Genomic DNA, 21,694 nt, shown 5'->3' on the forward strand with positions numbered 1-21,694 from the left:
TGCGGTATAAACTCCTGGCGCGGCGGGCATGGCTATGTTCGCCGCATTTCCTTTTGCGGCTCTGGGCTAGATCCGGCAGGGTCTGGCATGGCGATGCCCGCCGTTCTGCTGCAACGTTTCAGGCAGGACGGAGATCGCGTGGAACCTCGGCCGGTGCGGTGGCTGGGGGTGACTGCATCCATTTCGCCACCTTCATCGGCGGCGGTGTCGTGGTCGATGCCGGCTGTATCGCGGCGAGCAGGGCAATGCAGGCGCCATCGGCTCCATGCTAACAGGCGTGCCTGCCTTCGAACTTTGAAGCGGAGCCCCCGCGATAAGCGCTTGATCCGCGCGGCTGGCGTGCGTATGAAAATCACTCTCATTTGCTTCGTCCGCGCCCATCCCGCGCCGGAGAGAGGAACAAGAGTCATGGATTTCCGCCCCGTTCGACCGCGCCTCAATGGCCTCGTGAAGAGCGCCGCCCTGGCGCTGCTGCTGGCGCTGCCGGCCCAGGCCCTGCCGGCGGCAGCGCAGGAGACGCTGCCGGTGCAGCACGCGCAGGGCACCACGCCGGTGCCGCGCAACCCGCAGCGGGTCGTGGTGTACGACATGGCGGCGCTGGACACGCTGGACGCGCTGGGCGTCAAGGTGGCGGGCGTTCCGGGCGGGGTGCTGCCGGGCTACCTGTCCAAGTACGCCTCGGGCGACACCCCGAAGGTCGGCACGCTGTTCGAGCCGGACTTCGAGGCGGTGGCCGCGCTGGAGCCGGACCTGATCATCGTCGGCGGTCGGTCGGCGGCGAAGTACCGCGACCTGGCGAAGCTCGCCCCGACCATCGACCTGACGACCGACACGGCCGACTTCATGGCAAGCGTGACCCGCAACGTCGAGACGGTCGGCCGCATCTTCGGCAAGGAGGCGGAGGCCGCCCAGCGGCTCGCCACGCTGCGCCAGTCCATCGAGGCGGTGCGCGCCACCGCCGCCGGCGCCGGCAAGGGGCTGCTGGTGCTCACCACCGGCGGCAAGATGAGCGCCTATGGACCCGGCTCGCGCTTCGGCGTCCTGCACACGCTGTTCGGCGTCACGCCGGCCGTGCCGGACCTCCAGGTCTCCCTGCACGGCCAGTCGATCTCGCCGGAGTTCATCCTGAAGACCGATCCCGACTGGCTGTTCGTGATCGACCGCGACGCCGCCATCGGCCAGGGCGCGGCAGCGCCCGCCGTGCTGAACAACGAGCTGGTGGCCCGGACCAAGGCCTGGAAGGCCAAGCAGGTCGTCACGCTCGACTCCACGAGCTGGTACCTCTCCGGCGGCGGCCTCACCGCGACGAAGGCGATGATCGACCAGCTCGCCGCCGTCCTGAAGAGCGCCGGCTGACCGGGCTTCTTCCGAACCAGGGACAGTGCCGCACGACGGGGGCGCAGGCGATGCGCCCCCGGCCTTCTTTCCAGGAACGGGCCACGGCCCGGCCGACCGCCACCCCAGAGCACCGTGAAGACACTCGCCCTCGCTCTCGCCGCCGCCGCCGTCCTCCTGCTGGCGGGGGTCAGCCTGTTCGTGGGGGCGACCGACCTGTCGCCCGCCGCGCTGTTCGCGTCCGGGCCGGACGGCACCGCCCTCCAGCTCCTGCTCATCAGCCGCATCCCGCGCACGGTGGCGCTGATCCTGTCCGGCATGGCCATGGGGGTCTGCGGCATGATCATGCAGATGCTCGTGCGCAACCGCTTCGTGGAGCCCAGCACCGCCGGCACGGTGGAATCGGCGGGGCTCGGCATCCTCACGGTCACGCTGCTGGCACCAACCATGCCGCTGCTCGGCAAGATGACGGTGGCGGCACTCTTCGCGCTGGCGGGCACGGCGCTGTTCCTCGGCATCCTCAGCCGCATTCCCCTGCGCTCGGCGCTGATGGTGCCGCTGGTCGGGCTGATGCTGGGCGGGGTGATCGATTCCGTCACGACCTTCTTCGCCTACCGCTACGACCTGCTGCAGTCCCTGAACGCCTGGACCACCGGCGACTTCTCCGGCGTGCTGCGCGGGCGGTACGAGCTGCTGTGGATCGCCTTCGCCCTGACCATCCTGGCCTACGCGGCGGCCGACCGCTTCACGGTGGCCGGCATGGGGCGGGACTTCACCACGAATCTCGGGCTGAACTACCGGCGCATCATGGCGCTGGGGCTGGGCATCGTCGCGATGGTCACGGCGGCGGTCGTGGTCACGGTGGGGATCATCCCCTTCCTCGGGCTGATCGTGCCCAACCTCGTCAGCATGATGGTCGGCGACAACGTCCGGCGTGCCGTGCCCTGGGTCGCGGTCACGGGGGCCGGAGCCGTGCTGGCCTGCGACCTGATCGGGCGCGTCGTGCGCTACCCCTACGAGATCCCGGTCGGCACGGTCGTCGGGGTGCTGGGCAGCGCCGTCTTCCTCTACCTCCTGCTGCGCCGGGATTCCTCCCTTGCCTGACGCCCGGATCCTCACGCCCGGCCGGGTCCTGCTTCTGCTGGCCCTGGGGGCCGCCCTGGCGGTGGCGCTGTTCATGACGCTGGGCGCCCGGGGGCCGTGGAGCTTCGTGCTGCCCTTCCGGGGCACGAAGGTCGCGGTGATGCTGCTGGTCGCCTACGCCATCGGCGTTTCCACGGTGCTGTTCCAGACGGTGACGAACAACCGCATCCTGACGCCCGGCATCATGGGCTTCGACTGGCTCTACATGCTGATCCAGACCTGGACGGTCTTCGTGTTCGGCTCCGCCGCCGTCGCCGCCTTCGACCCGCGCCTACGCTTCGCGGGGGAGGTCGCGGTGATGGTGGCCTTCTCGGTCCTGCTGTTCCGGGCGCTCTTCTCCAGCGGGCGGCGCAGCCTGCACCAGCTGGTGCTGGCCGGGGTGGTGTTCGGCGTCTTCTTCCGCAGCCTGTCGGGCTTCCTCCAGCGGGTCATCGACCCCAGCGAGTTCGCCATCCTCCAGGACCGGCTGTTCGCCAGCTTCAACCGGATGGACACGGGCCTGCTGGCGGCCGCGGCGGTGGCGGTGGCGGGCGCCTCCCTGGTCGCCTGGCGCGTCGGCCACACATTCGACGTGCTGGCGCTGGGGCGGGAGCGGGCAATCAATCTGGGCGTCGACCACCGCCGCGCCGTCTCCCTCATCCTCGTGCTCGTGGCGGTGCTGGTCTCCGTCTCCACCGCGCTGGTCGGTCCGGTCACCTTCTTCGGGCTGATGGTGGCGAGCCTCGCCCATCTCCTGACCGGGTCGAGCCGCCACCGCGTCCTGCTGCCCGCCGCCGTCCTGCTCGGCGTCATCGGGCTGGTCGGCGGCCAGATGATCCTGGAACGGGTCTTCGCCTTCGACGGCAACCTGCGGGTCGTCATCGAGTTCCTGGGCGGCATCCTCTTCATCATCCTTCTTCTGCGCGGGAGTGCGCGATGATCCAGGCCGAGAATCTCACCCGCCGCTACGGCGACACGCTGGTGGTGAGGGACGTGTCCCTGCAGCTGCCGGCCGGGGGGCTCACCTCCATCATCGGGCCGAACGGAGCGGGCAAGTCCACGCTGCTCTCCATGATCAGCCGCCTGCTGCCGGCCAGCGCCGGCACGGTCTCGGTGGACGGGCTGGACGTGACGAAAACCCCCGGCGACGTGCTGGCGCGGCGGCTGTCGATCCTGCGCCAGGACAACCACATGACGGCGCGGCTGACCGTGCGCGAGCTGGTGGAGTTCGGCCGCTACCCCCATTCCAGGGGGCGGCTGACGGCGGACGACCGCGCCCATGTGGACCGGGCGCTCGATCATCTGGGGCTGGCGCCGCTGGCCGGCCGCTTTCTGGACGAGCTGTCGGGCGGCCAGCGGCAGCGCGCCTTCGTGGCGATGGTCCTGTGCCAGGACACCGACTACGTCCTGCTGGACGAGCCGCTGAACAACCTCGACATGCAGCATTCCGTGGCGATGATGCGCCAGCTCCGCCGCTTCGCCGCCGAGCTGAACAAGACCATCGTCGTCGTGCTGCACGACATCAACTTCGCCTCCTGCTATTCCGACCGCATCGTGGCGATGCGCGACGGGGAGGTCGCGGTGCAGGGCACGCCCGACGAGGTGATCCGCGAGGAGGTGCTGTCCGGCCTCTACGGCATACCGATGAACGTCCAGCTCATCGGCGGGAGGCGGATCTGCGTCTATTATTAGGAAGCCGCGAAGGCGCCGGAGCCGGTCCGGCGCGCATCGTCATCGTGCCGTGACGGCGTCCTTCTGCCGCTGGACCAGATCGTGGAGCGCCTGACGGCAGCGTCTCGCGGTTCCGGTGCCCGCCCGCCGCAGTCCGGCCTCGAACCGGTGGGCGACGCCGTAAGGGCCGAACACGAGCCAGTTCATGGGTCTCTGGGCGTTCGCCAGCAGCGGTTTGTGGCCCGATGGCGTGGACATGAAGTCATAGCAACGCTCTCCCCGCTCCAGGCTGTCCTCGATGGCCAGCACATGGCTCAGCACGCCCGGCTTCAGCCTGTTGTCCGGCTCATAGGCGAAGCCTCCCTGGTAATTCAGCACCTGGCCGCGGTAGGCGAAGTTGTAGAGGATGCCGATGGTTTCACCGCCTGCCCCGACCCGGCACAGGCGGACGGCGCCGGCCGGAACGCCGCGGCGGATCAGCGTCCGGTGAAAGGGACGGAAAGCGGGATTCGCGAAGGCTCCCGGCTTTCCGCGCGCGGTCCAGTGCGCCTGGTGCAGCGTCTCCAGCCGTTCGAAATCGGCAAGCGCCTCCTCCACCGTTCCGGCGACGCGGAAGGCCAGCGGTCCGCGTCCGGCATAGAGACGTTCGGTCCGGCGGACGGCCGCCCGCGTGTTGCGGCCGAGCGAGGCGCGGTAATCGCCGCCCGCCCGCCGCACCGGCTCCAGATCCACATAACGGCACAGATCTCCGGTGCGGAGTTCCAGCCGGCCGCCGAGCCGTTCCGCGACGTGGCGCGCCGCCCCGTCCGTCAGCGCGTCGAGGCCGCTCAGAACCAGCTCGTCCCGGCGGGGCAGGCTCCGGTGCAGCCAGAAAAGGCAGGCTTCGGTCACCGCGGCGGCCCAGCGGCGGTCCACGAGCAGGCCGTTGTATTCCATGAAGATCCGGTCGAACAGGGCATCCCCGGTCTCGTGCAGGAACCAGCGGCGCGCCGGCAGCAGGCCGAACCGACGCACCGTGCGGGGGCAGAGAACCGCGAGACCGACCATCTCGCCGTCATGCCGGGCCGTCAGCAGATGGGGGCGCACGCCGTCCGGCAGGCACTCGAGCCAGCTGCCGATCCAGTGCCAGGACAGGAAGAAGGAGGGGTCGGCGCGATCCTCCAGAGAGCGCCAGACCGGCTCCAGATCCCGGGCCGCGTCCAGTGGCCGCAGGTCGATGTCGAAAGAGGGAATGCCGGAAGGGAGGTGGTCCGTTCCGGTGAACATCCTGTGATCCATGTCGAGCGTCTCCGGAACCGGGCGGCCTGGATGCGGTGGGCGCGGCTTTTCCGCGGCCCTGCAGGTCCACCCCATACACGGCGGATCACCGGTTGGATGCGCATGCCGGAAAATTTCGGACGAGCGGCAGCGCGTTGCATTGAGACGAGGAGGGCAACAGATCGCCCCATCCCCACCTTTGATCAGGCGGCACGGACGGACTCCGGGCGTCCGAGGTCGAGCGTGCGATTGAGGACCTCGGCAGCGATGGCAACCTCGGTGGCCCGCGCCTTGTCGGTATGGAAACGCGGTCCATCACCGATGACCTGCTTCCAGCGCCCGGTCTGGCCCTCGACGCGGGCTCCTCGGTTATATTCGCTGGCCCGCTGCCAAGCCATGCGACCGGTCGCGGCGATCGCCTGGGTGTGGCGGTCGCGCTGAGCAGGCGCCCTGGCGGCCGTGTCGCTGAGAACGGCATCCGCCCGAGGCGGCGTCACGACCGCGGCCTCTGGATGATGCATGCTTCTCGATCAACCATTCGCCCGGCCCACACAGCGTCAGCCCGGTGTTGTCCACCAGCAGGTGAAGCGGCCCGCCCCACTGCCTCAGGCCCGGCCGGCGCCCGCCACCCCGAGGCTCAGCGCGTAGACGGTGGAGGTCGCGGTGATGAAGAGCGTGTTGCGGCGGGCACCACCGAAGGTCAGGTTCGACACCATCTGCGGGATGCGGACCTTGCCCAGCGGCGTGCCGTCGGGGGCGTAGCAGACCACCCCGTCGCGCGCACTGGTCCAGACGTTGCCCTCCACGTCCACCCGCATGCCGTCCGGCACGCCGGGGGAGATGGTGGCGAAGACGCGGCCTTCCGACAGGCGGCCGTCCTCGCCGACGGAGAAGGCGCGGATGTGGTGGGGCTGGTCGTCGCCGTGGCTGGCGCCGGAATCGGCGATGTAGAGCGTGCGCTCGTCGGGGGAGAAGGCGAGGCCGTTCGGCTTGACGAAATCGTCCGCCGCGACGCGCAGCTCGCCCGTGGCGGGGTCGAGCCGGTAGACGTAGCAGCCCGCCTGCTCCTGCGGGGCCTTGTAGCCCTCATAGTCGGACAGGATGCCGTAGGGCGGGTCGGTGAACCAGACCGTGCCGTCGGACCGCACCACCACGTCATTGGGGGAGTTCAGGCGCTTGCCGTCGTGGCGGTCGGCCAGCACGGTCAGGCTGCCGTCCGGCTCGGTCCGCGTCACGCGGCGGCCGCCATGCTCGCAGGTCACCAGCCGGCCCTCGCGGTCGCGCGTGTTGCCGTTGGAGTAGTTGGCGTTGGCCCGGAAGACGCCGACGCCCAGGTCCGGGACCCAGCGCAGCATGCGGTTGTTCGGGATGTCGCTCCAGACCAGACAGTTGCCGTCGGCGAACCAGACCGGGCCCTCCGCCCAGCGGCAGCCGGTGTACAGCGTCTCCAGGGGGGCGATCGGCACCGTCAGCTCGTAGAAGCGGCGGTCGAAATATTCCAGGTGATCCCCGACCATCGACATGGTGTCGTTTCCTTCCCGAATGATTTTTTGCTTTGGCGCTCAGCGCTGCGCGGGCTCACCGCCGGCCAGCGTGATGACGGCGATGATGATGAGGCCGGTCAGGACCAGCCGGAATCCGGCGCCGAGCCCCATGCTGTTGAGCATGCTGACCAGCAGGAACAGGAACAGCGAGGCGCCCCAGATCCCCGGCACGTTGGCCCGGCCACCGGCGACCGAGCAGCCGCCGATGACCACCACGGCGATGGAGGCCAGCAGATATTCCTGCCCCATGTCGAGCGAGGCACCGCCCGAGAATCCCGCCAGCAGCACGCCGCACAGCGCCGCGAAGACCGCGCACAGCACATAGGTGGCGGAGCGCACCAGCCCCACCCGCACCCCGGCCAGCCAGGCCGCCCGCGGGTTCTGTCCCACCGCCAGCACCGACCGGCCGTACACCGTGCGCGCCAGCACCACGCCCACCACGGCGGCCAGCAGCACCGCGCAGACCGCGTTGACCGGCACGCCGTAGAGCCGCGCCGTGGCGAAGTCCTGCAAGGCCTGCGGCGGGCGGACCTGAAGCCCACGCCCGTAGCTGATGGCGGCGGACTGGATCAGGAAGCTCGCCGACAGGGTCGCGATGATTGGCGGCATGCGCAGCAGGTGGATCAGCACGTTGTTGAACAGCCCCACCGCGACGCCGCAGCCCAAGGCCGCCAGGACGCCGAGCGGGATGTTCGCGTCCTCGCCCCCCATCACCCGCATGGCGACAACGGCGGCCAGCGTGATGGTGGCGGGGATGGACAGGTCGATGTTGCCCGGCCCCAGCGTGATGACCATCATCTGGCCCAGCCCGACGATGACGAAGAAGGCCGCGAAGGCGAGCGATGCGGTGACCGCCTCGTCGGCGCCGCGCCCCTGAAGGAAGAGGACGAGCATTCCCCAGGCGGCGAAGGCCGCCGCGAAGGACCAGAACCAGGGCTTGCGGGTCGGGAGCAGGGCGGAGAGGGTCATTCAGTCCTCCTTGCGGACCACGAAGGCGCGCAGCGCCAGCACGGCGATCAGGATCGCGCCCTGCGCCCCCACCTGCCAGTCGGGCGAGATGCGCAGGAAGGTCAGCGCCGAGCCGGCCAGCGCCAGGGTCAGCGCGCCGAGCACGGCGCCGACGGGGGAGACGCGCCCGCCCGTGAACTCGCAGCCGCCGAGGATCGCCCCGGCGATGGACAGCAGCGTGTAGCGTAGCGCGATGTTGGCGTCCGCCGAGGTGGAGATGCCCAGCAGCGCCAGCCCCGACAGCACACCGAACAGACCGGCCAGCGCGTACATCGTCATGGTCGCCCGCAGGCTCGACCAGCCGGAGCGCCGCATCGCCTGCGGGTTGCCGCCGAAGCCGCGCAGGATGGCGCCGTAGGAGGTGCGCATCAGCCCGACATGCACCAACAGCGCTATGACGATGGAGGCGAGGATGGGGAAGGGCAGGTAGGGCGGCTTGAAGGCCATCAGCGACTTCAGCCAGCCCGGTGCGGCACCGCCCGGCGTCGGCAGCAGGATCACCGCCAGCCCCAGCCAGACGAAGGACATGCCGAGCGTGACCACGATCGAGGGCAGGCGGCGCAGATGGATCAGCGCGCCCAGCCCCGCATAGGCCAGGATGCAGGCGGCCAGCGCCGCCACCCCCAGCAGCGGCGTCTGGTTCAGCCAGGTGGCGCCGATGCAGGCGCTCAGCCCGACGAAGCCGCCGATGGACAGATCCAGGTCGTTGACCGTCATGACGAAGAGCTGCGCCATGGTGGCCAGCACGATGGGCACGGCAAGGTTCAGCATCAGGTTGATGCCGAAGGGCGTCATCGCGCGCGGCTGGATCCAGAAAATGGTGCCGAGCAGCAGGAGGAGCGTCACGGCCGGCAGGGCCGCGCGCAATGCATTGCGCGACAGGAGGGCGTTGCGCGAGAAGAGGGCGTTGCGCGAGGGGAGGGCGTTAGCGGTCATGCTTGCGCTCCGTCAGAAGGAGGCCTGCAGGATCCGCTCCTCGGTGAGCTGGCCCTGGCCCAGGTCGGCGGAGATGGCGCCGTTGCGGAACACGTACACGCGGTCGCATTCGTAGAGTTCTTCCATTTCGGTCGTGTACCAGAGAAAGGTGCGGCCCCGGTCCGCCTCGTCGCGGATCAACCGGTAGACCTCGCGCTTGGTCTGCACGTCCACTCCGCGCATCGGATCGTCCATCAGAATGATCTGCGCGTCGGAGCCGAGCGCCCGGGCGAACAGCGCCTTCTGCTGGTTGCCGCCGGACAGGGACAGGATGCCGAGGTCGAGGTCGGGCGCGCGGATCCCGATGCGGGTGCGCCACTCCTCGGCCAGCCGGTTCTCCCGGTCGGGGTCGATCAGCAGCCCGCGGCGGGCGGCCTTCAGCGAGCGGACGCCGATGTTCTGCTTGATGGACCAGAGCGGGAAGACGCCGTCGCGCTGGCGATCCCCTGCGACCATCGCCACCGTGCCCGACACGCTGACCCCGGCGGTGCGGCGCTGTGCCGCCCGGAAGACGGACAGCAGCAGGTCGGTCTGGCCGTGCGCGGCGAGGCCGCCCAGCCCGACGATCTCGCCGGCCCGCGCGGTGAAGGCGGAACCCCGCTCCGCCCGCACCCGGATCTCCGCGCCGTTGGCGGCGCGGGCCTCGCGCGCTTGGGCCTGGTGATGGGCGAGGCCGCCCATGGCGACCACCAGCCCCTCGCGGTCGTAGGCCGAGGCGGCGTCCACCGCCACGACCCGCCCGTCGCGCATGATGACGACGCGGTCGGCCGTCTCCAGGATCTCGTGCAGCATGTGGGAGATGAGGATCACCCCGATCCCCGCCGCCACCTGCCGGCGGACGAAGGACAGGAGCTGGCCGGCGCGCGAGGCGTCGAGCGAGGAGGTCGGCTCGTCCAGGATCACGAAGCGCAACGGCGTGTCGGTGACGGTGAAGGCGCGGGCGATCTCCACCATCTGGCGCTGGGCGATCGACAGCTCCGACACGGGCGTGCCGGGGGCGATGCCGTGGCCGGGAAAGATGTCGTCCAGCATGGCGCCGATCAGCGCGGCCGAGCGCTTCTTCCAGCCGAAGCCGCGCAGGTGCGGGTGGAAGACCCGCGTGTTCTCCGCGACCGTCAGGTTGCCGCAGAGCGACAGCTCCTGGAAGACGCAGCGCACCCCCAGCGCGTGGGCGCGGAAGACGGAATAGGAGCGGTCCAGCAGGGTGCCGTCGATCATCAGCCGCCCGCCGTCGGGCGCCAGCGTGCCGGCCAGCACGTTCATCAGCGTGGACTTGCCGGCGCCGTTGTGGCCGACGAGGCCAAGGCATTCCCCGCTCTGCAGGGCGAGGTCGACGCCCGTCAGCGCCTTCACGGCGCCGAAACTCTTCGCCACGCCCGACAGGGTGATGACGGTCCGGCTGGTCATCGGCGGCTTCCTTTTTTCGGCACGTCATGCCGGGCGGCGGCGCGTCGGAGCGCCGCCGCCTGGTGTCCTCGAGGCCGGCGGCTTACTTGGCGGCCTGGATCTTCTGGGCGTCGGCCTGGCTGTATTCGACGTTGGCGACGCCGCCCGGCTGGGTGGCGGCCAGCACCGTGTCCAGATCGGCCTTGGAGACGGTCAGGTAGGGGGCGACGATGTCCTTCGGGAACTCCTTGCCGTCCAGCACCTGCTGCGCGACCCAGAAGGCCAGCGTGGCGATGCCCGGCGCGATGGTGGCGGAGAAGGTTTCGTAGCCGTTGGCGGCGTTCTGCTGCTTCCACCAGGCCAGCTCGTCCTGGCGGTTGCCGAGGATGATGATCGGCGTCGGCCGGCCGGCGATGCGGAAGGCCTCGGCCGCACCCGTGCCGTCGCCGCCCTGCGTCACGATGGCGTCGATGGCCGGCAGGCTCGGCAGGACGCCGGCCACGGCGCGCTGCGCCACCGTCTGGGTCCAGTCGCCGTTGACCGCCGCGACGATCTTGAACTGCGGGTGCTTCTCGATGCCCTGGAGGATGCCGGCGTGGATGTCCTCGTCGATGGAGCTGCCGGCGAGGCCGCGGATCTCCAGCAGGTTGCCGCCCTTGGGCAGGCGCGTCGCGAGATACTCGACCTGCTTGCGGCCCAGCTCCTTGAAGTCCACCTGGACGCGGTAGGCGCAGGGCTCCGTCACGATGCCGTCGAAGGAGACGACGACGATGCCCGCGTCGCAGGCCGCCTTGACCGAGCCGTTCAGCGCCGTCGGCGAGGCCGCGTCCACCACGATGGCGTCGTAGCCCTGGAGGATCATGTTCTGGATCTGCGCCGCCTGCTCCGTCACCTGGTTCTCGGCGGTGGTGAAGGCGGTGGCCTCGGCGACGATGCCCTTGGCCACGGCGTCCTTGGCGACCTTCTCCCAGCTCTGCAGCATGGTCTGGCGCCAGGTGTTTCCGGCGTAGTTGTTGGACAGGGCGATGCGCTTGTCCGCGGTGTCGGCGAGCGCCGGGCCGGCGGCGATCATGAGGGCCACGGCCGAGGTGGCGAGGGCTTTGAGCATCATGGGGTTTCCTCCGGGGGCGCGGCCTTGCGGCGCGTCTTCTTGGCTTTGCGGGTGGAGCGGACAGTCAGCTTACAGAAGGCGGGGATAGCTGACCAATATGATTTCCCGGGGGTACCGATATCGCTTCTGATATCTGTAAGTGCGGGCGGGGTGCGGCCAGAAAAAAGGCCCGCGGCGGAGCCGCGGGCCTTGGCAGGGTCGGGCGGTTCCGCCGTTCGCCGCCTACTTGCCGAGCCCGAGCGTGCGGGGCAGCCAGAGGGTCAGCTCGGGGATGTAGGTGATGGCGATGAGGGCGGCGAAGAGCGGGATGAGCCAGGGCAGGATCGCCATGGTGGTCCGCTCCACCGACAGCTTGGCGACGCGCGCCAGCACGAACAGCACCATGCCCAGCGGCGGGTGCAGCAGGCCGATCATCAGGTTCAGCACCATGACCAGCCCGAAATGCAGCGGGTCGATGCCGAGCTTCAGCACGATGGGCAGCAGGATCGGCACGAGGATGGTGATCGCCGCGATGGTGTCGATGAAGCAGCCGACGAACAGGATCAGCAGGTTCGCCAGGAACAGGAACACCCACTTGTTCTGCGTCAGGCCGAGGATCGCGTCCGACAGCAGCTGGGCCGCCTGGCTGGCGGTCAGCAGCCAGGCGAAGATCGAGGCGGCGGTGACGATGAACAGGACGGACGCCGTCGTCTCCACCGTGTCGAAGGTGGCCTTGGCGAGCGAGCGGAAGGTCATGGAGCGGTAGCGCACCAGCCCCAGGAACAGCGACCAGATGACGGCGGCCACCGCGGCCTCCGTCGGGGTGAACCAGCCGAGCGTCATGCCGCCGATCAGGATGACCGGCGCCATCAGCGCCATCACGGCGGAGAAGTCGAAGTACCAGTCGGCGGCCAGCAGGACGGCGAGCCCGATGCCGATGGCCCAGTTGGGGGAGACGCCGGCCAGGGTCATCAGCCACACGCCCATCGGGAAGGCCAGCACCACCAGGATCTCGATGGAGGCGGCGCCCAGCCGCTTCCACTCGAACTCCATGTCGCCGCCCCAGTTGTTGCGCCGCGCGATGAAGGCGACCGTGCCCATCATGAACAGCGTCATCAGCACGCCCGGGATCAGCCCGGCCAGGAAGAGCGCGCCGATGGAGACGTTGGCCATCATGCCGTAGATCACGAAAGGCAGGGACGGCGGGATGATCGGCCCCAGCGTGGCCGAGGCCGCCGTCACGCCGACCGCGAATTCCGTGTTGTAGCCATGGTCCTTCATGGCCTTGATCTCGATGGTGCCGAGGCCGGCCGCGTCGGCGATGGCGGTGCCCGACATGCCGGAGAAGATCACCGAGCCGACGATGTTCACCTGGCCCAGCCCGCCGCGCATCCAGCCGACCAGCGCCACCGCGAAGTTGTAGATGCGGCCGGTGACGCCGGCGATGTTCATCAGGTTGCCGGCCAGGATGAAGAAGGGCACGGCCAGCAGCGGGAAGCTCTCGACGCCCGCGAACATGCGCTGCGCCAGCACCACGTCGGGCACGGAGCCGGTCACGACGATGTAGACCAGCGAGGAGCCGGCGAGCGCCACGGCGACGGGAAGCCCCAGCAGCATGAGGCCGAGGAAGGTGCCGATCAGAATCCACATGATGCCTTACACTCCCGTCCCGTCGAAGGCCTCGGGCCGTTCCAGGATCGAATAGCCGCGCCGCCAGTTCACGACCGTCACCTGGAGCGAACGCAGGAACATAAGCGCGCAGCCGGCGACCACCGTGTAGTAGACAAGCCCCTTGGGCAGGTCGATGGTGACCATGGCCTCCTCGCCGACGATCTCCGTGAAGCGCCACATCAGGTGCGTCAGGTAGGCGAAGAAGGCCGTGCGGATCAGGTCCACCGCCGTGGACAGCACCCGCGCGGCACCGGCCGGCAGGAAGCGGAAGAGGATGTCCACCTGGATGTGGCGCGATAGCCGCACGCACATGGCGGAGCCCACGAAGACCAGCGCCACCAGGCAGTAGGAGGCGATCTCCTCCGTCCAGTAGAGCGAATCGTTCAGCGCGTAGCGCGTGAAGAACTGGAGGAAGACCACGACCGCCATGAACCAGAACAGGGCGGCCGTGGCCCAGTCTTCCACGGCGTAGGGGGAGAGGTCGGCCGGCGGGGCCTCCTCCTCGAAGCTGTGGGCGAGTTCCTGGGCGTCGAGGGGCTTGTGGACCTCGCCCGCGCCGCCCCCTGCGCCACCCGGCGCGCCGCCCTTGGCGTAGCTTGTCATGCGTTCCTCTGCAAGCAGCGCGGCCACCCGGTCCAGCGGCACCGCGCGAATGCCGCGCGGTGCCGGAGGAGGGGTGGCCGCTTGGATCGAAGGGCCCCCGGCGGGAGGCTCCTTTACGACGGGACCCTTACTTCAGGGCCTGGATCGCGTCCCAGTCGGCCTTGCGGTAGCCGGCGCTCTCCGGCGTCACGGCTTTCAGCACCGCGTCGCGGAACTCCGCCGTGTTCACCTCGGTGACGGTCAGGCCACGCTGGCGGAAGCCTTCCACCAGCTCCTTCTCCTTCACCTGGATCTCCTGGGTGGTGCGGGAGGCCGCCTCCTGCGTCACCTCGGTGAAGATCTTCTTGTCCTCCGGCGACAGCTTCGACCAGACCGACTTGGAGACGATGGTGTTGAGGCTGTCCACGATGTGGCCGGTCAGCACGATGTGCTTCTGCACCTCGAAGAACTTCTTGGCCTCGATGGTCGTCAGCGGGTTCTCCTGCGCGTCCACCGTGCCGTTCTGCAGCGCCAGATAGACCTCCGCGAAGGCGATCGGCGTCGGGTTGGCGCCGCAGGCGCGCGGCATGGCGAGGTAGGCCGGCGCGTCGGGCACGCGGATCTTGAGCCCCTTCATGTCGGCGCAGGTCTTGACCGGCTTGTTCGAGCTGGTGTGGCGCGTGCCGTAGTAGCTCAGCGAGACGATGTGGTGGCCGGTCTTCTCCTCGTAGCCCTTGGCGAGGTTCTCGAACACGTCGCTCTTCGAGAAGGTCAGGAGATGCTGCGGGTCGCGGAAGATGTAGGGGTAGTAGGTGACGCCGATGGGCGGGTAGGCGCGCGCGGCGAAGCTGGAGCCGGAGATGATCATGTCCACGGTGCCGAGCGACAGGCCCTGGTTGATGTCCGCTTCCTTGCCGAGCTGCGAGGCCGGGAAGACGTCGATCTGGTAGCGGTTGTTGGTGCGCTTGGCGATTTCCTGCGCGGCCCAGACCGACTGGGTGTGGAAGGGCTCCGACGTCTCGTAGACGTGGGCCCATTTCAGCTTCGTCTGGGCGCTGGCGTCCGTCGCGGCGGCGAGCGGGGCCGCCAGTACGAGGGCGAGGCCGATGGCGGCACGGCGTGTGATCGGGAACATGGTCATTCTCCCCCCTAGAGAACCGACATCGCCGGTTGGTTCGCTGCGGTTCAGCCCCGGCCCATGTCGTGCTGGCAATCGGGCCAGCGCTTCGTTATATCTAAGATATGAGCAGCGAATTGTTGGGGATGCAAGCGTTTTTAAGCCCGGCGGCGCGCCCCTGAAAGACAGGCGCCGCCCTTCGCCGGAACGCTTGCGCATGCCGGAACGCTGCCGCAGGGGGGAATGCAGGATGAGCCCAAAGCTGCAGAGACCGGCCTCGCTGACCCAGCAGGCGGTGGACATCATCCGCACGCGCATCATCCGCGGCGACTTCCAGCTCGGCGAGGCCCTGTCGGAAAGCACGCTCGCCGGCGAGATGGGGGTCAGCAAGACGCCCGTGCGCGAGGCGCTCCTTCAGCTCAAGATGGAGGGGCTGGTGGACATCCAGCCGCAGCGCGGCAGCTTCGTCTTCCAGATGACGCCGGAGGAGATCGCGGAGATCAGCGAGTACCGCGAGATCCTGGAGACCAACGCCATCGGCCTCGCCATCGCGCGCCACGCCGACGCGCTGGCCGGGGACATGGCCGCGGTGATCGGGGCCATGGCGCGGGCGAACGAGGCCGGCGACGGGGCCGGCTACCGCATCCAGGACGCCCAGTTCCATCAGCTCATCTTCGACCATTGCGGCAACAGCTACCTCGCCAACGCCTTCGCCGGCATGTCCTTCCGCGTCCAGGCGCTGCGGTCGCGCCTGTCGGCGAACCAGGCGCTGAACGAGTCCTCGCTCGCCGAGCACCGGGAGATCCTGGCGCTCGTCGCCGCGAAGGACGGCCCCGGCGCCCGCGCCCGCCTGTCGCGCCACATCCGCGACACCACGCACAATTACATGGCGCTGCTGTCCGAGCCGGAGGCCCAGCACGCCTGACGGGCGGGAGCCCCGTTCCGGTCCCCGCCCGCCCCGGTCACATGGTCCAGCCGCCGTCGATGACGTGGATCTGGCCGGTGGTGTAGGTCGCGGTCGCCAGATGCAGCGCCAGCTCGGCGATCTCCCCCGGCTGGCCGATGCGGCCGATCGGCTGGCGGGCGATGAAGGCGGCGCGCGCCGCCTCGTAGTCGCCCTGCGCGGCCAGACGCTCCTGGAGCGAGGGGGATTCGACCGTGCCGGGGCAGATCGCGTTGCAGCGGATGCCCTTCGCCACGAAGTCGGTCGCGACCGACTTGGTCAGCCCGACCACGGCCGCCTTGGTCGCCTGGTAGGCGAAGCGGTTGGGTACGCCCTTCACGCTGGAGGCGACCGAGGACATGTTGATGATGGCGCCGTCGCCGCGCTCCAGCATGCCGGGCAGCACCGCCTTGATCGTGCGCACCATCGCCTTGACGTTGAGGTCGAAGGCGAAGTCCAGCTCCTCGTCCTTGACGTCGAGGATGGTCCCGCCATGGACGACGCCCGCGCAGTTGAACAGCACGTCCACGCGCCCGATCCCGCCGAACACGGTCCGCACGGCCTCGCCGTCGAGCACGTTCAGAAGCCGCGTCTCGATCCCGGCACCCGCCAGCTCGCCCTGCGTCAGCTCGGCCAGCTTCGCCTCGTTGATGTCGGTGGCGACGACGCGCGCGCCCTCGCGCGCGAACAACTCCGCCGTGGCCCGGCCGATGCCCTGCGCCGCGGCCGTGATCACCGCAACCTTGCCGGCCAGTCTTCCCGTCATGTCTCGTCTCCGTCCTTTTTCTTGATGCGCTTTGATGCGTTGGCGCGTCCGGCCTTTCAGGCCTCGACGACGCCCTTCTTCAGGATGAGGTTGCCGTACAGGCGCCGCTCGCCCGTCGCGACGATGGCGAAGGCCTTGCGCGCCCGCTCATAGAAGGCGAAGCGCTCGATCCCGGCAAGCCCGAAGCGCCCGTCCGACGACCGGCGCACCATCGCCTCGAACTCCAGGCAGACCGGCGCCAGCTCGTCCGGCGCGTGCACCTGGCGCATGCAGAAGGCCGCCTCCGGCTCGAACTGGTCGAGCGGCAGGACGCTCAGGACGGCCCCGGCGGCGTCGGTCGCGCTGACGCCGTCCAGCCGGACCAGCGGGCGGCCCATGGCCTCCGCCGGGAAGTTGGCGTCGGCGATGACGATCTCGTCGCCATGCCCCATGGCGCGCAGGATGCGCAGCAGCTCCGGCCCGAGCAGCGGATCGATACCCTTCAGCATGCCTCTCTCCTTGCTTAAGCCGTCACCGGAACATCGAGCAGACCCGATTCCATGAGGTCGGCCCAGAGTGCCGCGGGCACCTCGGCCCGCAGCCCGGCGGTGTTGCGGTGGAGCAGCTCCGGATCCGCGACGCCGATCAGCAGGGAGGCGACGGCGGGGTGCGACAGCGGGAAATGCAGCGCCGCCGTCGGCAGCGGCACGCCGTGGCGGGCGCAGACCTCCTGGAGCCGGCGGGCGCGCTCCATGACGGCGGGCGGCGCCTCCTCGTAGTTGAAGCGGGCGCCCGGCACCGGGCCGGTGGCGAGGATGCCGGAATTGAACACCCCGCCGGCGAGGATCGACACGCCGCGCCGGGTGCAGGTCTCCAGCAGCGGGAGTGCCCCCTTGTGATCGAGCAGGGAGAAGCGCCCGGCGAGCAGGATGCAGTCCAGGTCGGCGTCGCGCAGCACCGCCTCGCAGACCTCCGTCTCGTTGACGCCGAGCCCGTAGGCGCGGATGGCGCCGGACGCCTTCAGTTCGGCCAGCGCGCGCAGGCCGCCGGACATGAAGGTCCGGAAATGCGCCTCGTGCGCGTCGCCGTGCGTCATGCGGCCGATGTCGTGGCCCAGCAGTATGTCGATGCGGTCGAGCCCCAGCCGCTGGAGGCTGTCCTCGAAGGAGCGCATCACGGCGTCGTAGCCGTAATCATACTCCGGCACGAAGGGCAGCGGGTCGGCGAAGCCGCAGTCGGGCATCGGACGGCCGCGCAGGGGCGTCAGCAGGCGCCCGACCTTGCTGCACAGGACGTAGCCGTCCCGGTCCTGGCCGCGCAGGAAGTCGCCGATGCGCCGCTCGCTGCGGCCATGGCCGTAATAGGGGGCCGTGTCGAACAGGCGGATGCCCGCGTCCCAGGCCGCCTGGAGCGTGGCGCGGGCCGCCTCGTCGGAGACCGGCTGGAACAGGTTGCCGAGCGGCGCGCTGCCGAGCGAGACGCTGGTGACCGCGAGCCCGGTGCGCCCGACCGTGCGGCGGGCCGTGATGTCGACCGTCATGAGGGTGTCTTCTCCCAAACGGGCGCGGGAGTGGGCTCCCGCGCCTGGGTATGTTCCAAACGGGCGCGGGGGCTCCCCCGCGCCCGGGCATGGCCTCAGTAGAGGACGTTCTTCGCCTCGGCGCTGTCGATGTTGCCCTTGGTCACCAGCACGGCGCCGGTGTCGATGGTCTTCTGGACCTTCTCGCCCTTGATGACCTTGGCGACCGTCTCGATGCCCGCGTTGCCCATCTGGTAGGAGCTCTGCACGATGATGCCGCCCAGCGTGCCGTCCTTGACGAAGCCCTGGAGGTCGGCGTTGCCGTCGAAGCCGACGGCGGCGACCTTGCCCGACTTGCCGGCCTGGGCGATGGCGCGGCCCATGCCGATGGCGGTCGGCTCGTTGGCGCCGAAGATGCCCGTCAGGTCGGGGTTGGCGGCCAGTATGTCGGTGGTCTGGTTCAGCGCGGTCGCCATCTGCGACTGCGAGTAATAGGTGCCGACGACCTCGACCTTGCTGTTCTCGGCGAGGTACTTCTTGAAGCCGCCGACCCGCCCGATCTCCGAGCCGACGCCCGCGACGTAGGACATGATGGCGACCTTGCCGGTCTTGCCCATCGTGTCCACAAGATGCTTGGCGGCCATGGCGCCGGCCGCCGCGTTGTCGGTGGCGAGGAAGGACTGGTAATACTTGGCGCCGGACTCCGAAACCATGGAGTCGATCAGCACGACCGGGATGCGGCTCTCCCAGGCGCGCTTCATCACGGGGATCAGCGCATCGGGGTCGGACGGGGCGAGCACGATGCCGGCGACCTTCCGGTTCACCGCGTTCTCGACCATGTTGACCTGCTCGGCGACCGAGGATTCGGCGGCCGGGCCCTGGAAGGTCATGGTGTAGCCGGACTGCTTCTTGATGGCGTCCTCCGCGCCGGTGCGGACGTTCTGCCAGAAGTTCGAGTTGACCGACTTGACGATCACGGCGATCTCCGCCGCCATCGCCTGCGGCGCCGCCGCCATCAGGGCCGAGGCGGCGATCAATCCCAGGACATGCTTCTTCATGATGTTTCCTCCCTTTCGCGTTTCTTCGGATTCTTGATGTCAGCGCTGGCGGTTGCGCATCTGGTCGATCCAGACCGCGCCGATGATGACCAGCCCGATGATGATCTGCTGAACGAAGCTCGACACGCCGTTCATGTTCAGCCCGTTGCGCAGGATGCCGATCACGAAGGCACCGATGGCCGTGCCGGTGATCGAGCCCACCCCGCCGAGCAGCGACGAGCCGCCGATGACCGCGCTGGCGATGGCGTCCAGCTCGTACATGACGCCCTCGTTCGGCTGGGCGGTGACAAGCCGCGACATCAGCACGCAGCCGGTCAGCCCGGCCAGGAAGCCCGACAGGGTGTAGGCGCCGACCTTCACCCGCGTGACGTCCACGCCGGACAGCCGCGCCGCCTCCTCGTTTGAGCCCACCGCGTAGATGTGCCGGCCGAAGCCCATGCGCGACAGCAGGATCGCCACCGCGATGCCGACCAGCGCCATGATGACGACGGGGTAGGGGATGCCCGGGAAGATCACGTCGGGGAAGCCGCCGTCGGTCTCCTGCACGATGCGGAAGAGGGCGCCGTTGCCCAGCTCCCCGAAATCCTCGCCGAGGCCCGAGACCGGCCGCGCGCCGGTGAGCTGCAGAGCGACGCCGCGCGCCACCAGCATCATGCCGAGCGTCGCGATGAAGGGCGGCAGCTTCATCCGCGTGATGACGACGCCGTTGATCCAGCCGCAGACCCCGCCGACGAGCATGCCCGCGAGCATCGACAGCCAGACCGGCAGCCCGGCCTGGACCAGCAGCCCGGCCGCCGTGCCGGCGAGCGCCAGCACCGAGCCGACGCTGAGGTCGATGCCGCCGGTGATGATGACGCAGGTCAGCCCGAAGCCGAGCAGCGCGATGGAGGTCGTCTGGAGCGCCACGGTCATCGAGTTGCCGACCGTCAGGAAGGACTCGCTGGTGATGGCGAAGACGGCCGACAGCACGATCAGCGTGGCGAGTGCCGCGAATTTCTGGAGAAGGTCTTTTTGCGTTTCGGTCATAGCGTCACCGCCAAGGTCTGGGTGGGGCGCGAACCGGCGCCGGGCAGGCCGGAGGCGTATTCCATGATTTCTTCCTGGCTGGTCGCGCGCGTCTCCAGCAGGCCGGTCACCCGGCCCTCGCGGAACACCACGACCCGGTCCGTCACGCCGAGGATCTCCGGCAGCTCGGAGCTGATCAGCACGACCCCGATGCCCTCCGCGGCCAGCCGGTCCAGCAGCTCGTAGATCGCGAACTTGGCGCCGACGTCGATGCCGCGCGTCGGCTCGTCGAAGAACAGGACCTTCGACTTGCGGAACAGCCACTTGCCGATGACGATCTTCTGCTGGTTGCCGCCCGACAGGTTCTTGACCGTCTTGTGGATGGACGGCGTGCGGATGTTCAGGAGCCGGACATACTCCTCGGCCACCGCGCGCTCGCGGCCCGGCCTCAGGAAGCCGAAGCGGTCCGTTACCGCGGGGATGTCGGTGATGGTCAGGTTCTCCATCACCGACATGGTCACGGCGAGCCCGTCGTGCTTGCGGTCCTCGGACAGGTAGGCGATGCCCTGGGCGATGGCGTCGATGGGGGAGGAGACGCGGATCTCCCGCCCGTGCAGGGTGATGGTGCCGGCGCTCCGCGCGTCGGCGCCGAAGACGGCGCGCGCCACCTCCGTCCGCCCCGCCCCCATGAGGCCGGCGAAGCCCAGGATCTCGCCGCGCCGCAGCTCGAAGCCGACATCCTCGAACACGCCCCGGCGCGACAGCCCCTCGACCTTGAGGATCACCTCGGCCGTGGGGCGGGAGCTGCGCTGCGGGAAGACGCTGGACAGCGACCGGCCGACCATCGCGTTGACGATCTCGGCCACGCTGGTCTGCTGGAAATCCTTGGTCCAGACATGGGCGCCGTCGCGCAGCACGGTGACGCGGTCCACGATGTGCTTCAGCTCGTCCAGCCGGTGCGACACGTAGACGATGCCGACGCCGTCGCGCTTCAGTTCACGGATGATTTGGAAGAGCTGGTCGGTCTCGCTCTCCGTCAGGGAGGAGGTCGGCTCGTCCATGATCAGCACTTCGGCGTTCAGCGACAGCGCCTTGGCGATCTCCACCATCTGCTGGCGCGCGACCGGCAGCGACTTCACGAGGCAGCCCGGCGCGATGTCCACGGCCAGCCGCTTCAGCAGCGCCGCCGCCTCGCGCGTCATGCGCTTGCGGTCCACGAAGGGGCCGCGCTTGGGCTCGCGCCCCAGGAAGATGTTCTCGGCCACCGTCAGGTGCGGCACGAGGTTCAGTTCCTGGTGGATGATGGCGATGCCCATGCGCGGCGCGTCCAGCACCGTGCGGAAGCGCTGCTCCTCGCCCTTGTAGAGGATGCGCCCCTCATCCGGCTGGTAGACGCCGGTGAGGATCTTCATCAGCGTGGACTTGCCGGCGCCGTTCTCCCCGCACAGCGCGTGCACCTCGCCCGCACGCAGGTCGAAGCTGACCCGGTCCAGCGCCTTGACGCCGGGGAACTGCTTGCTCAGCCCCTCGGCGACGAGGACCGGGGCGGCTGGGCGGCGCGGGGCGCCGCGCGGCGCCGGGACGATGTCGGGCTCCATGATCGCACTTTTCCTCCCCAGGATCTTCTTTTCTTCGTCGCGCCCCCGGGCTTCTGTGGCCCGGTCTT

Annotated in this window: 21 protein-coding genes and 1 pseudogene; 5 read left to right on the forward strand and 17 right to left on the reverse strand. The window is 69.3% G+C overall.

The genetic code is table 11. The features are described from left to right. Nucleotides 1-408: 408 nt before the first annotated feature. The 4 genes from JUB11_RS18270 (at nucleotide 409) to JUB11_RS18285 (ending at nucleotide 4,149) form a co-directional block, all read left to right on the forward strand. Nucleotides 409-1,356 (forward strand): siderophore ABC transporter substrate-binding protein, encoded by a 948-nt coding sequence (locus JUB11_RS18270; protein WP_207460011.1) that lies wholly within the window; start codon nucleotides 409-411, stop codon nucleotides 1,354-1,356. 114 nt (nucleotides 1,357-1,470) lie between these two features. Next, nucleotides 1,471-2,439: an iron chelate uptake ABC transporter family permease subunit gene (locus JUB11_RS18275; protein ID WP_207460012.1), complete on the forward strand. Its 969-nt coding sequence runs from the start codon at nucleotides 1,471-1,473 to the stop codon at nucleotides 2,437-2,439. Further along, nucleotides 2,432-3,397, forward strand: coding sequence for an iron chelate uptake ABC transporter family permease subunit (locus JUB11_RS18280; RefSeq protein ID WP_247887150.1), 966 nt, complete (start codon nucleotides 2,432-2,434; stop codon nucleotides 3,395-3,397). Before JUB11_RS18275 ends, JUB11_RS18280 begins: the two co-directional genes overlap by 8 nt. Next, entirely contained in the window at nucleotides 3,394-4,149 is a 756-nt protein-coding gene (locus JUB11_RS18285) for an ABC transporter ATP-binding protein (protein WP_207460013.1), read from the forward strand. Before JUB11_RS18280 ends, JUB11_RS18285 begins: the two co-directional genes overlap by 4 nt. Before the next feature lie 39 nt (nucleotides 4,150-4,188). Here JUB11_RS18285 and JUB11_RS18290 read toward each other — a convergent pair whose 3' ends face one another. From JUB11_RS18290 to JUB11_RS18335, 11 genes and pseudogenes are all read right to left on the reverse strand, one after another. Continuing rightward, nucleotides 4,189-5,406: a GNAT family N-acetyltransferase gene (locus tag JUB11_RS18290; RefSeq protein ID WP_207460014.1), complete on the reverse strand. Its 1,218-nt coding sequence runs from the start codon at nucleotides 5,404-5,406 to the stop codon at nucleotides 4,189-4,191. A 182-nt stretch (nucleotides 5,407-5,588) separates the two neighbouring features. Then, complete coding sequence (locus JUB11_RS18295) at nucleotides 5,589-5,906, reverse strand: hypothetical protein (RefSeq protein WP_207460015.1); 318 nt, start codon at nucleotides 5,904-5,906, stop codon at nucleotides 5,589-5,591. Continuing rightward, a pseudogene (locus tag JUB11_RS32830) lies at nucleotides 5,887-5,979 on the reverse strand (IS5/IS1182 family transposase); the annotation flags it as partial. The pseudogene JUB11_RS32830 and the gene JUB11_RS18295, both read right to left, overlap by 20 nt. An 11-nt stretch (nucleotides 5,980-5,990) precedes the next feature. Beyond that, nucleotides 5,991-6,908 carry an SMP-30/gluconolactonase/LRE family protein gene (locus JUB11_RS18300; RefSeq protein ID WP_247887151.1) on the reverse strand — a complete coding sequence of 306 codons (918 nt, stop codon included), beginning with the start codon at nucleotides 6,906-6,908 and terminating at the stop codon, nucleotides 5,991-5,993. A gap of 39 nt (nucleotides 6,909-6,947) precedes the next feature. Next, nucleotides 6,948-7,898 carry an ABC transporter permease gene (locus tag JUB11_RS18305; protein ID WP_207460016.1) on the reverse strand — a complete coding sequence of 317 codons (951 nt, stop codon included), beginning with the start codon at nucleotides 7,896-7,898 and terminating at the stop codon, nucleotides 6,948-6,950. Next, complete coding sequence (locus JUB11_RS18310; protein ID WP_207460017.1) at nucleotides 7,899-8,873, reverse strand: ABC transporter permease; 975 nt, start codon at nucleotides 8,871-8,873, stop codon at nucleotides 7,899-7,901. 12 nt (nucleotides 8,874-8,885) lie between these two features. Next, nucleotides 8,886-10,319, reverse strand: a complete 1,434-nt coding sequence (locus JUB11_RS18315; protein ID WP_207460018.1) for a sugar ABC transporter ATP-binding protein — start codon at nucleotides 10,317-10,319, stop codon at nucleotides 8,886-8,888. 82 nt (nucleotides 10,320-10,401) lie between these two features. After that, complete coding sequence (locus tag JUB11_RS18320; protein ID WP_207460019.1) at nucleotides 10,402-11,409, reverse strand: ABC transporter substrate-binding protein; 1,008 nt, start codon at nucleotides 11,407-11,409, stop codon at nucleotides 10,402-10,404. 222 nt (nucleotides 11,410-11,631) lie between these two features. Continuing rightward, entirely contained in the window at nucleotides 11,632-13,038 is a 1,407-nt protein-coding gene (locus JUB11_RS18325; RefSeq protein WP_207460020.1) for a TRAP transporter large permease, read from the reverse strand. A gap of 6 nt (nucleotides 13,039-13,044) precedes the next feature. Beyond that, a complete protein-coding gene (locus JUB11_RS18330; RefSeq protein ID WP_207460021.1) occupies nucleotides 13,045-13,662 on the reverse strand; it encodes a TRAP transporter small permease in 618 nt (205 codons plus the stop codon). A gap of 127 nt (nucleotides 13,663-13,789) precedes the next feature. Continuing rightward, nucleotides 13,790-14,776, reverse strand: a complete 987-nt coding sequence (locus JUB11_RS18335; RefSeq protein ID WP_207460022.1) for a sialic acid TRAP transporter substrate-binding protein SiaP — start codon at nucleotides 14,774-14,776, stop codon at nucleotides 13,790-13,792. A gap of 232 nt (nucleotides 14,777-15,008) precedes the next feature. Here JUB11_RS18335 and JUB11_RS18340 point away from each other — a divergent pair, with 232 nt between their 5' ends. Further along, nucleotides 15,009-15,683 (forward strand): GntR family transcriptional regulator, encoded by a 675-nt coding sequence (locus JUB11_RS18340; protein WP_207460023.1) that lies wholly within the window; start codon nucleotides 15,009-15,011, stop codon nucleotides 15,681-15,683. 37 nt (nucleotides 15,684-15,720) lie between these two features. Here JUB11_RS18340 and JUB11_RS18345 read toward each other — a convergent pair whose 3' ends face one another. The 6 genes from JUB11_RS18345 to JUB11_RS18370 form a co-directional block, all read right to left on the reverse strand. After that, nucleotides 15,721-16,467 carry an SDR family oxidoreductase gene (locus JUB11_RS18345; RefSeq protein ID WP_207460024.1) on the reverse strand — a complete coding sequence of 249 codons (747 nt, stop codon included), beginning with the start codon at nucleotides 16,465-16,467 and terminating at the stop codon, nucleotides 15,721-15,723. A 56-nt stretch (nucleotides 16,468-16,523) separates the two neighbouring features. Next, nucleotides 16,524-16,955: an RbsD/FucU domain-containing protein gene (locus tag JUB11_RS18350; RefSeq protein ID WP_207460025.1), complete on the reverse strand. Its 432-nt coding sequence runs from the start codon at nucleotides 16,953-16,955 to the stop codon at nucleotides 16,524-16,526. A 14-nt stretch (nucleotides 16,956-16,969) separates the two neighbouring features. Beyond that, on the reverse strand, nucleotides 16,970-17,986 hold the full coding sequence (locus JUB11_RS18355) for an aldo/keto reductase (RefSeq protein ID WP_207460026.1): 1,017 nt from the start codon (nucleotides 17,984-17,986) through the stop codon (nucleotides 16,970-16,972). A 95-nt stretch (nucleotides 17,987-18,081) separates the two neighbouring features. Next, complete coding sequence (locus tag JUB11_RS18360) at nucleotides 18,082-19,023, reverse strand: ABC transporter substrate-binding protein (protein WP_207460027.1); 942 nt, start codon at nucleotides 19,021-19,023, stop codon at nucleotides 18,082-18,084. Between the two features lie 39 nt (nucleotides 19,024-19,062). After that, nucleotides 19,063-20,049 carry an ABC transporter permease gene (locus JUB11_RS18365; RefSeq protein ID WP_207460028.1) on the reverse strand — a complete coding sequence of 329 codons (987 nt, stop codon included), beginning with the start codon at nucleotides 20,047-20,049 and terminating at the stop codon, nucleotides 19,063-19,065. Beyond that, on the reverse strand, nucleotides 20,046-21,626 hold the full coding sequence (locus JUB11_RS18370) for a sugar ABC transporter ATP-binding protein (RefSeq protein WP_207460029.1): 1,581 nt from the start codon (nucleotides 21,624-21,626) through the stop codon (nucleotides 20,046-20,048). The genes JUB11_RS18365 and JUB11_RS18370 overlap by 4 nt, the downstream gene beginning before the upstream one ends. Nucleotides 21,627-21,694 lie beyond the last annotated feature (68 nt).

The organism is Azospirillum sp. SYSU D00513, from assembly GCF_017356015.1.
GTDB lineage: Bacteria > Pseudomonadota > Alphaproteobacteria > Azospirillales > Azospirillaceae > Azospirillum.